The sequence below is a fragment of the Streptantibioticus cattleyicolor NRRL 8057 = DSM 46488 genome, from assembly GCF_000240165.1.
In the GTDB taxonomy this organism is placed as follows: domain Bacteria; phylum Actinomycetota; class Actinomycetes; order Streptomycetales; family Streptomycetaceae; genus Streptantibioticus; species Streptantibioticus cattleyicolor.
In genome coordinates, this window is sequence record NC_017586.1 from 4,065,100 (window position 1) to 4,077,994 (window position 12,895).

Genomic DNA, 12,895 nt, shown 5'->3' on the forward strand with positions numbered 1-12,895 from the left:
AACGGGACCGGTAGCTGAGTGCCGGTCCCGTTCGGCATGCTGGGATCGGTGACGTAACCGAAGAGGAGCACACCATGAGCGCACTCGCCGTCGAGCACGGGCCCGGTAGCGGCAACGGCTGGGACGAGGTCGTCCGGATCTGGGAGGAGACGGACGCGCCCGAGGGCTGCAAGGTGGAGATCATCGAGGGGATCGTCACCGTGGCACCATCGCCGTCGAACGAACACAACGACATCGCCGAGCGCCTGCACGGGCTGCTCTACAGGAGCATTCCGGCAGACCGCGACTGGGGCATCTATCAGACGCAGAGCATCAGCGTCCCGGAGCGCGTCGGGCTCTTCATCCCCGATCTGCTGGTTCTTCCGCGAGCGGTGCTACGGCAACCCGGCAACGTCGTGCCCGCCGGTGCCGCCGAGCTCGTCGTCGAGATCACCTCACGGCGCAACGCCAACCACGACCGCGTCGACAAGCTGCACGGATACGCATCGGCGGAGGTACCGTTCTACCTCTTGCTGGATCCCTGGCACTCCGGGCGACCGACGGCCACGCTGCACGGCGAGCCGAGGAAGGGCAAGTACACCGTCCTCGACGTCGTGAAGTTCGGCGACCCCCTCCACCTCCCCGCCCCCTTCGACCTCACCATCGACACCTCCGTCTTCCCCCTCACCTGACCGGCACCGCGGCCCGCCGCTCCCGCAAGGTCGCCCCGGCCGGCACCCCCTTCACCCCGCGCCCGATCGTGCTGGAGCGGATCGGCTGATCATCGCCTCACTCGGACGAATGAACGGGACCGGTAGCTGAGTGCCGGTCCCGTTCGGCATGCTGGAATTCCGGCGTACGCACTGAGGAGACCACCATGAGCGCACTCCCCGTCGATCCCCTGCCGGGCGACGGCTACAGCTGGGACGAGCTGGTCCGCCTCTGGGAGACGATGGACCATCCCGAGGGCTGCAAGGTGGAGATCATCGCAGGGAGTATCACGGTGACGCCATCGCCGGCCAACCAGCACCACAGCATCACCTTCAAGCTGCTGCGGGCACTGCTCGCGGGCATCCCACCCGACCGGGGTGTCTACACCACGCTCGCCGTCGCCATCCCGGGTTACGGCGTCTACATCCCGGACCTGGTCGTCGTGCCGGAGGCCGTGGTGGACGAGACACCGGGGAACTACCTTCCGGCGGGGCAGGCCGAGTTGGTCGTCGAGGTCACGCCGCCGTCGAACGCCGGACGCGACCGGATGACGAAGCTCGCCGGTTACGCGCTCGGCGGCATCCCCCTCTATCTGCTGATCGACCGCTGGGCGTCCGGGGGGCCCACCATCACGCTGTTCGGGGAACCCGGCGACCGTGTCTACAAGACCCTGCAGACGGTCAAGTTCGGCGACCCCCTCCACCTCCCCGCCCCCTTCGACCTCACCATCGACACCTCCGTCTTCCCCCTCACCTGACCGGCACCGCGGCCCGCCGCTCCCGCAGCGCCCCGTAGAGCGTCACGCCGGCCGCGCAGGCCATCGCGGCCAGGCCCACCAGCACGGTGGCCGGCCATCCCGCGCCGTGGTAGGCGGCGGCGCCCACCGTTCCGCCGACGCTGTTGCCGATGTAGTAGGCCGTCAGGTACAGCGCGGACGCCTGGGCCCGGGCGGCCGTGGCGGTGTGGCCGACGGCGCCGGAGGCGACCGCGTGGCCGACGAAGAAGCCCGCGGTGATCAGCACCAGGCCGCCGAGAACGGCCGCCAGCGCGTCGCAGAAGGTCAGCAGCAGCCCCGCGGCGACGGCGGCGGTGCCCACGTGGAGCGCGCCACGCCGGCCGAGCCGGGAGACCAGGCGCCCGGCCGCGGCGGAGCTGGCCGTACCCACCAGGTAGACCAGGAAGATCGAGCCGACCAGCCCCTCCGGCAGCCGGAACGGGGCGGCGGTGAGCCGGTAGCCGAGCACGGTGTACACCGAGCCGAAGACCGCCATGAATAGCATCCCCAGCAGATACAGCCGCACCAGCAGCGGATTGCCCAGGTGGCCGCCGACCGTACGGGCCAGTGCGCGCGGGCTGATCCGGGCCGGGGTGAAGCACCGCGCGGGCGGCACCAGCAGCCGGAACGCCACCGCGCACGCCAGCGACAGCACCCCCAGCACCAGCAGCGCCACCCGCCACCCGGCGAACTGGGCGACGAACCCGGCGATCACTCGCGACGCCATCCCGCCGATGCTGTTGCCCGCCACGTAGAGACCGATCGCCGAGGCGATCGCCTTCGTGGAGACCTCCTCGGCCAGGTACGCCATCGCGGTGGCCGGCAGCCCGGCCAGCGCCACGCCCTGGAGCGTACGCAAGGCCACCAGCACCGCCAGGTTGGGCGACCACGGCACCGCCAGCCCGATCAGCGCCGCGCAGAACACCGACGCCGCCATCACCGGGGTGCGCCCGAACCGTTCGGACAGGGCGCTCAGCGGGATCAGCGCCACCGCCAGCCCCGCCGTGGTCATCGACACCGTCAGACTCGCCTGCGCCGGGGTCACCCGCAGCTCGTCGGAGATCACCGGCAGCAGCCCCTGGGTGGAGTACAGCAGCAGGAACGTCGCCGTACCGGCGGCGAAGAGCGCCACGATGGCGCGTCGGTAGGCGGGGGTGCCGGGCAGCAGCTTGGCGTCGGCGTCCACGGCGGGGACGGACGCCCGGGTATCGGCGGGTGACATGTGCTCGACGCTACGGCGGTGATATTGATGCGTCCAATGCATCGAACGCCGATAATCGATGCTGTGGAGCATCAGCGGAGGTCAGCGGCGGGTGGTTCGTCCCACCGTAGGAAAGAAGACCACTTCCGGCGGTCGGACGGCCCGGGAGCCGGCCCCGGCTGGGCGGAGCTGCTGGCGCCGCGGCTCGCCCAGTTCGCCGCCGTCGCCCGCCACGAACACGTCACCCGCGCCGCCGCCGAACTCGGTGTCCCGCAGTCCACCCTCAGCCGGGCCGTCGCCCGCCTGGAGGCCGACCTCGGGGTCACCCTGCTCGCCCGGCACGGCCGCACCGTCTCCCTGACCACCGCCGGCCGCACCTTCCTGCGCTCGGTGGAAGGCGCCCTGGACGGCGTGGAACGCGCCGCCGAGGCGGTACGGGCCGACGCCGACCCGGCCACCGGGCTGGTCGCCTTCGGCTTCCTGCACACCCTGGGCCCGGAGACGGTGCCCAGCCTGCTGCGCGAGTTCCGCGCCGACCACCCCGGGGTGCGCTTCCAACTCGTGCAGAACTACGGCGAGGCGATGCTGGAACGGCTGCGGGCCGGCGAACTCGACCTGTGCCTGACCGCGCCGCTGCCGGACGCCCCCGACCTCGTCGTCCGCCCGCTGGACGAGCAGCGGCTGCGGCTGGTCGTCCCCGAGCACCACCGGCTGGCCGGCCGGCGCCGGGTCCGCCTCGCCGAGGCCGCCGACGAGCTCTTCGTCACCCTCGAACCCGGCTACGGGCTGCGCCGGATCACCGACGACCTGTGCCGGAAGGCCGGGTTCACCCCGCGGGTGGCGTTCGAGGGCGAGGAGGCGGAGACGCTGCGCGGTCTGGTGGCCGCCGGGCTCGGCGTGGCGCTGCTCCCGCCGCCGCTGCTGCCCCGCCCCGGGGTGGCGGAACTGGCGGTCACCGCGCCCCGCGCCGCCCGCCAGATCGGCGTCGCCTGGCTCGCCGGCCACCACGACACCCGTCCCGTCGCCGCGTTCAAACGCTTCCTGCTCGCCCGGAGGGGAAGACTCCTGCCGAGGTGACCGGCCACGTGGGGAGGCAGCCGATGGAAGCCGGATGGACCAGGTCCAGCCACAGCCTCAACGAGGACTCCTACTGCGTGGAGGTGGCCATCGGCGAGCGGACCGTGCGGGTGCGCGACTCCAAGGACCCGACGGGGCCGCGGCTGACGTTCGGGCACGCCGCGTGGGCGGCGTTCCTGGACTTCCTCGTCACCCGCCCCCGAAGCCGGACGCCAGGGGCATGCGCAGGCCCAGTGGGGGAGGGGCGGCCAGGGCGTCGGTGACGGGGCGGGACAGGGCGTGGCCGCAGACCGTGCCCAGGGCGAAGTCGGCGGCGAGGGCGAAGACCTCGGGGCGGTGGTGGTGGAGTCCGTGGCCGTCGGTGTGCACCTCGAAGCGGCACACGTCCGGGTTGATCTTCTTGGCGCGCTCGGCGAACCGGAAGGAGGTGTCCGGGTCGCACGCGGCGTCGTCGGTGCCGTGCACCAACAGCACGTGGCGTCCGGCCAGTTGGCGCACCGGATCCGGCTCCTCGCCCGGCGGCAGCCAGGGGGCGACGGCGACCACCGAGGCCACCGCGGGGTGACCGGCGGCCTGGAGCGCGGCCCGGGCGCCCATGTCCACCCCGACCAGGCACACCGGTACGTCCCCGTAGCGGCGCACTACCTCGTCGGCGGCCCAGACCGCGTCGGCGACCGGGTGGGCGTGGCCGCCGTTCCAGCCGCGGAAGCGGTAGCGCACCAGGTGCGCGGCGAGCCCTTCGCCCCGGCCGGCCCGGGCCAGCCGCCGGGCCAGCGGATAGGCCGCCGCGGCCGACCACGACGAACCGCGCCGGGTGCCCACCGCACGCCCGGCGGGCAGCACCAGCACCGCGGCCCGGACCGTCTCCGCGTCCGCGGCTCCCACCGCCCGTCCCAGCCGCGCCCCACGCACCGGTAAAGCTTGCGAAGCCATGGCAGAACCTTGGCAGAAGCCGCGGTGTGCCCGGCCTGTCGAACAGGTCAATCTTCGGTATCGGATCGGACCGTTCCGCCGTGACCCATGCGATCTACGCGCGTAGGCGCTAGCATCGCGCAATGCAGAGCCAGAATCAGCCCACCCCCGTCCCCGGCGCGGCCAGTTCCGGCGCGCCCGTACCGTCCTCGGTCGGCGCGGTGCCGCCGGGTGCCGTCACCGCCGGAGTCGCCGACGGCACCTTCGCCACCCCGGACCGCATCCGGCGGGCCCCCAAGGTCCTCCTCCACGACCACCTCGACGGCGGGCTGCGCCCCGCCACCATCGTCGAGCTCGCCCGCGACGCCGGCTACACCGAGCTGCCCGAGACCGACCCGGAGCGCCTCGGCGTCTGGTTCCGGGAGGCCGCCGACTCCGGTTCGCTCCCGCGCTACCTGGAGACCTTCGCCCACACCTGCGCGGTGATGCAGACCCGCGAGGCGCTGTTCCGGGTGGCCGCCGAGTGCGCCGAGGACCTCGCCGCCGACGGCGTGGTCTACGCCGAGATCCGGTACGCCCCAGAACAGCACCTGGACGGCGGGCTCACCCTGGAACAGGTCGTCGAGGCCGTCAACGACGGCTTCCGGGAGGGCGAACGCCGCGCGCTGGCGGCCGGCCACCGCATCCGGGTGGGCGCGCTGCTGACCGCCATGCGGCACGCCGCCCGCTCCCTGGAGATCGCCGAACTCGCCAACCGCTACCGTGACCTGGGCGTCGTCGGCTTCGACATCGCCGGCGCCGAGGCCGGCTTCCCCCCCACCCGCCACCTGGACGCCTTCGAGTACCTCAAGCGGGAGAACAACCACTTCACCATCCACGCCGGCGAGGCGTTCGGCCTGCCGTCGATCTGGCAGGCCCTCCAGTGGTGCGGCGCCGACCGGCTCGGCCACGGGGTCCGCCTCATCGACGACATCCAGGTCGCCGAGGACGGCACCGTCAAGCTCGGCCGGCTCGCCGCCTACGTCCGCGACAAGCGCGTCCCGCTGGAGCTGTGCCCGACCTCCAACCTCCAGACCGGCGCCGCTCCCAGCTACGCCGAGCACCCGATCGGACTGCTGCGCCGGCTCCATTTCCGGGTGACCGTGAACACCGACAACCGGCTCATGAGCGGCACCAGCATGAGCCGCGAATTCGGCCACCTGGTCGACACGTTCGGGTACACCCTGGACGACATGCAGTGGTTCACCGTCAATGCGATGAAGTCCGCGTTCATTCCTTTCGATGAACGTCTGGCGATGATCAACGACGTCATCAAGCCGGGTTACGCCGAGCTGAAGGCGGAGTGGCTCTTCCGGCAGGCCGCCGCGGGCACCGGTGTGGCCAGCGGATCCGAGGCCCCGCGGGGCTGAACGGGGCCCGCCGGACAGGGGTGCGGGCGCGGTCGGAACCCGGCGGCGACGCGGGGTGGCCGACCGCGCCCACCTGTTTGCCTCGCCGCTCCGGCCTGGCTAGCGTCTGCGGACGGTGACCTCACGACAGCCTTTCGTGAGCACGTGTGCCGCTCCCGTGGAAAACCCTGGGGATTCCACGGCTCGGGCGGGCTGACAGGTTCCGGAATTCCGCGGTAACGGCCGTGCGCCATCGCGGGGCCGACACAAGCCACCCCTTTGAGGATGTAATTCGATGAAGACGGGAACCATCAAGACCCTCGGTGCCGCCGCGCTCGGCGTGGCCTTCGCGGCGACCGCCGCGGGCTCGGCGAACGCCGCCCCGCTGCCGCTGCCGGCCGCCGACCCGAGCTCGGTGCTGAACACCGCCACGAAGGTCCTCCCGGTGGAGAAGCTCACCGGGGCCGTCCCCGGCGCGGCCGAGGGCACCCAGGCGGTCAGGAACGTCATCGGCGGCACCCACACCGGTCCGCTCGGCCCCAGCACCCTGCTCGGCGGCCTGCCCACCGGCGCGCTCGGCCCGCTCAGCGCCCTCGGCGGCCTCCCCGGCGGCCTGGGCCACTGATCCGCCGCCACGAACGACAACGGGCCGGACCCCCGCGGGGGTGACCGGCCCGTTCGCCGTCCTGCCGCCGGGTCAGTACGCCGGGTACCGCTCCTCCTCCGGGAGCAGCACCCACAGCGCCAGGTAGACCAGGAACTGCGGGCCGGGCAGCAGGCAGGAGAGCACGAAGATCACCCGCATGGTGCGCGGCGAGACGCCGAAACGCCGGGCGAGACCCGCGCACACCCCGGCGATCATCCGGCCGTGACGGGGACGTACGAGTGCGGCGGCCATGGACAAGCAACTCCTTCGGCGACCTCGGGTACACGGTGCGGTCGCACCACCCGGCCGGACCACCCGGCCGATGACTCCACCGTAGAAGCGCCCGCCCGCCCCGGCCGTCGCCCTACGGTGCCACCCCGACCCTGGAAATCGTCGGGGTCGCACCCTGACCGACGCCACCCGGCGCGCCCGGGGCCCGCTCCGCGCCGCCGTCCGGCCGCCGCCGGCCACGCCGCCGCAGCCGGGCCCGCACCGCCGGCACCACCAGCAGATGCGCCACCGCCACGCCCACCGTGTTGAGCAGCACCGTGTCCACGTCGAAGACCTGCCCGGCCGGTCCGGTCCGCACTATGGCCAGCGCCAGCGAGAGCATCATCGCGGCGAAGACGGTACGGGCGAAGGAGACCGCCGCCGGGACGTCCACCCGCCCGCCGGACAGCGGCAGCAGCACCCCCAGCGGCGCCAGCATCGCCAGGCCCCCGCCGAGGTGGAACAGCGCCGACGTGCCCCCCAGGGCGAGATCGGCGCGGATGGTCTGGAAGGGGACGAAGTTGCCGGCCGCCACCCATCCGGCGGACGCGGGCTGGGTGGTCAGCCAGCACACGACCGTCAGATGCAGTGCGGTGAGCGCCAGGCCCAACGGGCGCGCCCAGGGGTTCGTCGGTCGCGGCTGCACAACGGGAAGGACGCCCGGTACCGGACCACGGTTCCCGGCCGTCCTCACGGCTGCCCCGACTCTGACTCCGACGGCGACGCGGACGGGGTCGAGGCGGACGGCGGCAGCGGCTGGGTGCGCAGCGCGTCGTCACAGCGGTAGCGCTCCACCCGGTGGTGCGGATCCGGCCCGCCGAGCACCACCGAACGGTCACCGGCCCCGGCGGCCGTCCCGGCGAACGTGCACACCAACTGGCCCACCGCGTACGACGGCAGGTCGTCCGGATCCTGGCTGAGCCGCAGCGCCTCCGGCGGATCGCCGTCGGCCGGGCCGCGCACCGCCAGCCCACCGGGCACCTCCGAGGTGAAGCCGCCGTGCTCCTCGGCCGGGTCCGGCTTGCGCTCCAGCTCGGCCAGGAGCAGCCGCGCGGTGGCCAGCCGGTCACCGCCCGGCCGGGCCACCACCCGCTGCACCGGGGAGACCCGCTGGCTGCACACCAGGTAGACGGCGGCCGTCGTGGTGCCCGGCCGCGCCGTCGCGGTGGCCGCCGCCTCCGGCACCGCGCACGACACCCGGGAGGGCGCCGCGCCCGCGTCCACCGGCACCGAGGTCGCGCGGATGCCGCAGCCGGCCGCCACGGTGCCCAGCAGCAGCGCGGCCCCGGCCGCCCGCCAGCCACGGCGCGTGAGGCCCGCCGTCCCCGCCGTGTGGTCCACTGCCGGTCTCACCGGTCACCTTCCTCGGATTCCGACTCGGGGTCGGCGGACTCGTCCGGCGGCATGGGCAGCCGCAGGGTGAAGACCGCGCCGCCCTCCGGCCGGTTGGCGGCGGTGATGGTGCCGCCGTGGATCAGCGCGTTCTCCCGCGCGATGGAGAGCCCCAGCCCGCTGCCCTCGGAGCGGGCCCGCGACGCGTCGGCCTTGTAGAACCGGTCGAAGACGTGCGGCAGCACGTCCTCCGGGATGCCCGGCCCGTTGTCGGCCACCTCGACCACCAGCTCACCCGGGCCGTCCGCCGGACGCTCGGTACGCACCGTCACCCGCACCGGGGAGCCGCCGTGCTTGAGGGCGTTGCCGATCAGGTTGGCCAGGATCACGTCGAGCCGGCGCGGATCGAGGCGCACCAGGATGCCGCGCGGCGCGTCCAGCTCCACCGCGTCCAGCCAGGCGCGCGCGTCGATGCACGCGGTCACCATGTCGGCCACGTCCACCTCGTCGAGCCGGAGCTTGGCGGTGCCCGCGTCGAACCGGGTCACCTCCATCAGGTTCTCCACCAGATCGCCCAGCCGCCGCGTCTCGGTCACCACCAGCCGCACCGCCGGGGCGATCATCGGATCGAGGGCGTCCGCCTCGTCCTCCAGCACCTCGGTCACCGCGGTGATCGCGGTCAGCGGGGTCCGCAGCTCGTGCGACATGTCGGCGACGAACCGCCGCGAGGCCGCCTCCCGGGTGCTCAACTCCTCCACCCGGCGCTGCAACGCCTCCGCCGTGCTGTTGAACGTCCGCGACAGCTCGGCCAGTTCGTCGGTGCCCGACACCCGCAGCCGGGTGTCGAGCCGCCCCTCGCCGAGTCTGCGCGCCGCGTCCCCCAGCCGCTGCACCGGCCGCAGCACCGTGCCGGCCGCCGCCTGCGCCAGCAGCGCGGCGCCGATCAGCGCCAGCGCCGTGGCGATCCCCAACGACCAGGCCAGCGACGACAGGTCGGACCGCTCGGCGTCGAGCGACTTGTACATGTAGCCGGTCGGCCCGTTGCCGATCATCTTGGCGCCGCCCACCAGGAACGGCCGGCCGCCGACCGTGGTGCGCTGCCAGTACAGGTGGTACCCGGCCCGGTTCTCAGCCGTGAGCGGACGCACCTTGGCGACCGCCTTCTGCAACGCCTCGGGCACCTCGTCCAGCGTGAACAGGTCACGGTCGGAGGTGGCCGCGCACTGGTTGCCGTCCGCGTCGGTGGAGATCAGCAGCACCTCGTAGCCCTGGGTGCCGGCCGCCATCCGGTTGGCCGCCTGCTGCAACTCGTCGCAGGGCGGATCGACCGGCAGCGAACCCACGTTGCGGCTCATCGACGCCCGGAAGTCGTCCAGCGCCGCGTTCTGCGCCCGGGTCAGCACCGCGTCGCGGTTGAGCCAGTAGGCGATCCCGGAGGCCGACACCGCCGCGGTCAGCGCCACCGCGGCGAAGACCGCCACCAGCCGCAGCCGCAGACTGCCGAACCGCAGGCCCACCAGCGCGGCCCGCAGCCGCCCCGCCCGCGCCGCATCGCTCACTGCGGAGCGTCCAGCCGGTAACCCACGCCGCGCACGGTACGGATCAGCTTCGGCGAGGACGGCACGTCCTCCACCTTGGCCCGCAGCCGCTGCACACACGCGTCGACCAGCCGCGAATCGCCCAGGTAATCGTGCTCCCACACCAGGCGCAGCAACTGCTGGCGGGAGAGCGCCTGCCCCGGGCGGCGGCTCAGCTCCAGCAGCAGCCGCAGCTCGGTCGGGGTCAGCTGGAGATCCTCGCCGTCCTTGGTCACCGTCATCGCCGAGCGGTCGATCACGATCGAGCCGAACGCCACCGAGTCGGTGCTGTCCCGCTCGCCGCGGCGCAGCACGGCCCGGATGCGCGCGTCCAGCACCCGTGGCTGGATCGGCTTGACCACGTAGTCGTCGGCGCCCGACTCCAGCCCGACGACGACATCGATGTCGTCGCTGCGGGCGGTGAGCAGGATGATCGGCAACTGGTCGGTACGGCGGATGCGGCGGCACACCTCGAACCCGTCGATCCCCGGCAGCATCACGTCCAGCACGATCAGGTCCGGACGCTGTTCGCGCAGGCGGTCCAGACCCTCCTCGCCGGACGCGGCGGCCACCACGCGGTGGCCCTGCCGGGTCAGGGCCAGTTCGAGGCCCGTGCGGATGGCGTCGTCGTCCTCGATAAGCAACAGGAAGGGCACGAAGGTCATTGTGGCCTACGCCGTACGGGGGTGAGCGGGCGCCCATGGCCGCCGGACCCCCGTCCACCCTGCACCGACGCCCGTCCGCCCGGTCACCGGCGCGCCACGGACCCCGGGACGCTGTGACGCGGCTGTGACACTCGCCGGACAGCGCGATGAAACTGGTCCGCCAGTCTGGTGACACAACGGCGGGGCCACCCCGCCGGAACGACCGACCAGCCGAAAACCGTCACCAGCCGGTTCCGTCCCCGGGGGCACGAGATGAGCGCCATGCACACCACCACCTCCGCCACCGACATCGTGCGGCGGCGTCCGCACAGCGACGGGCGGACCGGGGCGGCCCCGGCCCTCTCCGCCGCCCAGGCCCCGGCCCGCGGACGTGTCCGCGGCACCGCGCGGCCGGTACCGGGGACGGCGCTGCGCAACCGGGCCGGCCTGATGACCGCGATCGACGGCGGCGCCGCACCCCGGCCCGCGATCCCGCGCCCCGCGCCGGCCCCGGACAACGCCGCCGAGGCCGACTTCACCGCCTACGTCACCGAGCGCCGCGCCGCCCTGTACGCCACCGCCTACCACCTCACCGGCGACCGCCACGAGGCCGAGGACCTGCTGCAGAACGCGCTCTTCTCCACCTACCGGGCCTGGGACCGGATCAGCGACAAGGCGGCCGTCGGCGGCTACCTGCGCCGCACCATGACCAACCTGCACATCAGCGCCTGGCGCCGCCGCAAGCTCAACGAGTACCCCACCGAGGAGCTGCCGGAGACCGCCGGCGACGCCGACGCGATGCGCGGCACCGAACTGCGCGCCGTGCTGTGGCAGGCGCTCGCCAAGCTGCCGGAGCCGCAGCGCACCATGCTCGTCCTGCGCTACTACGAGGGCCGCACCGACCCGGAGATCGCCGACATCCTCGGCATCAGCATCGGCACCGTCAAGAGCAGCATCTGGCGCTCGCTGCGCCGGCTCCGCGACGACGAGGTGCTCAGCCAGGGCCGCGACTTCAGCGAGGCCTTCGGCGAGCTGGTCGCCTGACGGCCACGACGAACGGGCCCGGGGGGACGGGGTGGACGAGGGGCGGGACCAGGCGGCCGGGGGGGGGGCTCGCGGTCCCGCCCCTTCCCTTATGCCTTCGTGAACCCGGGGGTCAGGCCGGGGCCGCGGCGCGCTCCTCGGCGGCCCCGGCGTCCGCCACCGCGGCTATCCGGGCCAGCGCCTGAGCACCGTCGCAGGCCCGCGCGCCCAGCGCCGTCTGACGGGCCACGATCGGCCCCTCGGCGCGCATCAGCCGCCAGCCGCGCCGCACCAGGTACGGCACCGACTTGCGCCCCTCGCGCAGATCACGCCGGAACCGCCGCCACGCCGTCACCGCCGGCCGCCCCCGCAGGCACAACGCCTCGCCCAGCAGCCCCAGCTCCCGGCACCGCCCGACCAGCTCGGCGGCGAAGATCCCCTCCGCCACGAAGGCCGGCGCCGCCACCGGGCCGAACGCGCGGTGACCGGTGACCGCGCTGGCCGCGATGTCGTACACCGGCACCCGTACCGCGGCGCCCCGGGCCAGCGCCTCGATGGCGTCCAGCGCGGCCCGCGCGTCCCAGGAGGCGGGCGAGTCCCAGTCGGGGCCGCCCCCGGGCAGTTGGGGGAGCGTCGGGTCGCCGGCCGGCTTGTAGAAGTCGTCGAGCGCCAGCACCGGCAGCCCGGTGCGCGCCGCGAGCGAGGACTTGCCCGAGCCCGACGGCCCGGTGAGCAGGATGACGAGCGCGGCAGGGCGCGCGGGATCAGCGGAGGTCACGGAAGACCAGTGTGAACGACGTCCGGCCGCGGTGTGAACGGGCGGGGCGCGCCGGGTCCGCCGACAACGCGCCGAACCGGACGGAAGTGGACGCACCGGAATCATTCAACTACGCTGCGTGGCTCCGTGCTTGTGTCCGCAGTCCTGCGCTCGCAGTCCGCACCACCGGGTAGGTCGCCATGTCACTTCGCTCACGTCGCGCCATGCTGCGCACCGCGCTCGCCCTGTCGGCCCTGGGCACCGCGCTCACCGCCGGAACGGCGACGGCTACGGCGGCCCCGGCCGAAGTCCCCGGCGCCGGCGACGTGGTCGGCGGCACCCTGCACGGCCTGGAGAGCGGCGTGGCCCCCGTCACCCACCTCCAGCTCGACCCGCTGGCCCGCACCACCGTGGACCCGCTCACCAACGGCGTCGCCACCAAGGCGGCCGGATTCCGGCCGCTCGGCACCACCACGGTCACCAAGCCGCTCACCGACGGCGCCTCCCTCTCCGAGCTGCCGCTGCTCGGCCAGGTGGCCAAGGCGCTCCCCGGCGGCCGGTGAAACCGGTGTGCGGCGCGCCCTGGACGGAGGACGCGCCGCA

Annotated in this window: 16 protein-coding genes; 8 read left to right on the forward strand and 8 right to left on the reverse strand. The window is 73.8% G+C overall.

What is annotated here, in order from left to right:
- Positions 1–74 precede the first annotated feature (74 nt).
- Together SCATT_RS17885 and SCATT_RS17890 are read left to right on the forward strand one after the other, a co-directional pair.
- Complete coding sequence (locus tag SCATT_RS17885) at positions 75–671, forward strand: Uma2 family endonuclease (protein ID WP_014144504.1); 597 nt, start codon at positions 75–77, stop codon at positions 669–671.
- 185 nt (positions 672–856) lie between these two features.
- A complete protein-coding gene (locus tag SCATT_RS17890) occupies positions 857–1,447 on the forward strand; it encodes a Uma2 family endonuclease (protein ID WP_014144505.1) in 591 nt (196 codons plus the stop codon).
- Here the strand turns inward: SCATT_RS17890 and SCATT_RS17895 are convergent.
- The gene (locus tag SCATT_RS17895) at positions 1,440–2,687 is read right to left on the reverse strand and encodes an MFS transporter (protein ID WP_014144506.1); all 1,248 of its coding nucleotides are present in this window, start codon (positions 2,685–2,687) and stop codon (positions 1,440–1,442) included. The two genes, SCATT_RS17890 and SCATT_RS17895, sit on opposite strands and share 8 nt — an antisense overlap.
- A 168-nt stretch (positions 2,688–2,855) precedes the next feature.
- On the opposite strand from SCATT_RS17895, the gene SCATT_RS17900 reads away from it, so the two are divergent.
- Together SCATT_RS17900 and SCATT_RS36600 are read left to right on the forward strand one after the other, a co-directional pair.
- Complete coding sequence (locus SCATT_RS17900) at positions 2,856–3,743, forward strand: LysR family transcriptional regulator (RefSeq protein ID WP_041825145.1); 888 nt, start codon at positions 2,856–2,858, stop codon at positions 3,741–3,743.
- Positions 3,744–3,766: 23 nt separating this feature from the next.
- Complete coding sequence (locus SCATT_RS36600; RefSeq protein ID WP_157894838.1) at positions 3,767–4,006, forward strand: DUF397 domain-containing protein; 240 nt, start codon at positions 3,767–3,769, stop codon at positions 4,004–4,006.
- On the opposite strand, the gene SCATT_RS17905 is transcribed toward SCATT_RS36600, so the two are convergent.
- The gene (locus tag SCATT_RS17905; RefSeq protein WP_041824840.1) at positions 3,933–4,676 is read right to left on the reverse strand and encodes an alpha/beta hydrolase family protein; all 744 of its coding nucleotides are present in this window, start codon (positions 4,674–4,676) and stop codon (positions 3,933–3,935) included. The genes SCATT_RS36600 and SCATT_RS17905 overlap by 74 nt on opposite strands.
- Positions 4,677–4,798: 122 nt before the next feature.
- On the opposite strand from SCATT_RS17905, the gene SCATT_RS17910 reads away from it, so the two are divergent.
- Together SCATT_RS17910 and SCATT_RS17915 are read left to right on the forward strand one after the other, a co-directional pair.
- Positions 4,799–6,064 (forward strand): adenosine deaminase, encoded by a 1,266-nt coding sequence (locus SCATT_RS17910; RefSeq protein ID WP_014144510.1) that lies wholly within the window; start codon positions 4,799–4,801, stop codon positions 6,062–6,064.
- A gap of 274 nt (positions 6,065–6,338) precedes the next feature.
- Positions 6,339–6,668 carry a hypothetical protein gene (locus tag SCATT_RS17915; protein WP_014144511.1) on the forward strand — a complete coding sequence of 110 codons (330 nt, stop codon included), beginning with the start codon at positions 6,339–6,341 and terminating at the stop codon, positions 6,666–6,668.
- 72 nt (positions 6,669–6,740) lie between these two features.
- Here SCATT_RS17915 and SCATT_RS17920 read toward each other — a convergent pair whose 3' ends face one another.
- The 5 genes from SCATT_RS17920 to SCATT_RS17940 form a co-directional block, all read right to left on the reverse strand.
- A complete protein-coding gene (locus SCATT_RS17920) occupies positions 6,741–6,941 on the reverse strand; it encodes a PspC domain-containing protein (protein WP_014144512.1) in 201 nt (66 codons plus the stop codon).
- Between the two features lie 112 nt (positions 6,942–7,053).
- Positions 7,054–7,569 (reverse strand): VanZ family protein, encoded by a 516-nt coding sequence (locus SCATT_RS17925; RefSeq protein WP_014144513.1) that lies wholly within the window; start codon positions 7,567–7,569, stop codon positions 7,054–7,056.
- 80 nt (positions 7,570–7,649) lie between these two features.
- Positions 7,650–8,312: a hypothetical protein gene (locus SCATT_RS17930; RefSeq protein ID WP_014144514.1), complete on the reverse strand. Its 663-nt coding sequence runs from the start codon at positions 8,310–8,312 to the stop codon at positions 7,650–7,652.
- The gene (locus tag SCATT_RS17935) at positions 8,309–9,850 is read right to left on the reverse strand and encodes a sensor histidine kinase (RefSeq protein ID WP_014144515.1); all 1,542 of its coding nucleotides are present in this window, start codon (positions 9,848–9,850) and stop codon (positions 8,309–8,311) included. The genes SCATT_RS17930 and SCATT_RS17935 overlap by 4 nt, the downstream gene beginning before the upstream one ends.
- Positions 9,847–10,524, reverse strand: a complete 678-nt coding sequence (locus SCATT_RS17940) for a response regulator transcription factor (protein ID WP_173405644.1) — start codon at positions 10,522–10,524, stop codon at positions 9,847–9,849. The genes SCATT_RS17935 and SCATT_RS17940 overlap by 4 nt, the downstream gene beginning before the upstream one ends.
- A gap of 261 nt (positions 10,525–10,785) precedes the next feature.
- Here SCATT_RS17940 and SCATT_RS17945 point away from each other — a divergent pair, with 261 nt between their 5' ends.
- Positions 10,786–11,556, forward strand: a complete 771-nt coding sequence (locus SCATT_RS17945; protein ID WP_407696619.1) for a SigE family RNA polymerase sigma factor — start codon at positions 10,786–10,788, stop codon at positions 11,554–11,556.
- A 112-nt stretch (positions 11,557–11,668) separates the two neighbouring features.
- Here the strand turns inward: SCATT_RS17945 and SCATT_RS17950 are convergent, their stop codons facing one another.
- Positions 11,669–12,313 (reverse strand): uridine kinase family protein, encoded by a 645-nt coding sequence (locus tag SCATT_RS17950; protein WP_014144518.1) that lies wholly within the window; start codon positions 12,311–12,313, stop codon positions 11,669–11,671.
- Between the two features lie 179 nt (positions 12,314–12,492).
- Between SCATT_RS17950 and SCATT_RS17955 the strand changes: the two genes are divergently transcribed.
- On the forward strand, positions 12,493–12,855 hold the full coding sequence (locus SCATT_RS17955; RefSeq protein WP_014628265.1) for a hypothetical protein: 363 nt from the start codon (positions 12,493–12,495) through the stop codon (positions 12,853–12,855).
- Positions 12,856–12,895: the final 40 nt, after the last annotated feature.

Bases quoted from the DNA above. Each gene is read 5' to 3' on its own strand.
- SCATT_RS17885 (WP_014144504.1), top strand. From the start codon at position 75: ATGAGCGCACTCGCCGTCGAGCACGGGCCCGGTAGCGGCAACGGCTGG.
- SCATT_RS17890 (WP_014144505.1), top strand. From the start codon at position 857: ATGAGCGCACTCCCCGTCGATCCCCTGCCGGGCGACGGCTACAGCTGG.
- SCATT_RS17895 (WP_014144506.1), bottom strand. From the start codon at position 2,687: ATGTCACCCGCCGATACCCGGGCGTCCGTCCCCGCCGTGGACGCCGAC.
- SCATT_RS36600 (WP_157894838.1), top strand. From the start codon at position 3,767: ATGGAAGCCGGATGGACCAGGTCCAGCCACAGCCTCAACGAGGACTCC.
- SCATT_RS17905 (WP_041824840.1), bottom strand. From the start codon at position 4,676: ATGGCTTCGCAAGCTTTACCGGTGCGTGGGGCGCGGCTGGGACGGGCG.
- SCATT_RS17910 (WP_014144510.1), top strand. From the start codon at position 4,799: ATGCAGAGCCAGAATCAGCCCACCCCCGTCCCCGGCGCGGCCAGTTCC.
- SCATT_RS17915 (WP_014144511.1), top strand. From the start codon at position 6,339: ATGAAGACGGGAACCATCAAGACCCTCGGTGCCGCCGCGCTCGGCGTG.
- SCATT_RS17920 (WP_014144512.1), bottom strand. From the start codon at position 6,941: ATGGCCGCCGCACTCGTACGTCCCCGTCACGGCCGGATGATCGCCGGG.
- SCATT_RS17945 (WP_407696619.1), top strand. From the start codon at position 10,786: ATGAGCGCCATGCACACCACCACCTCCGCCACCGACATCGTGCGGCGG.
- SCATT_RS17955 (WP_014628265.1), top strand. From the start codon at position 12,493: ATGTCACTTCGCTCACGTCGCGCCATGCTGCGCACCGCGCTCGCCCTG.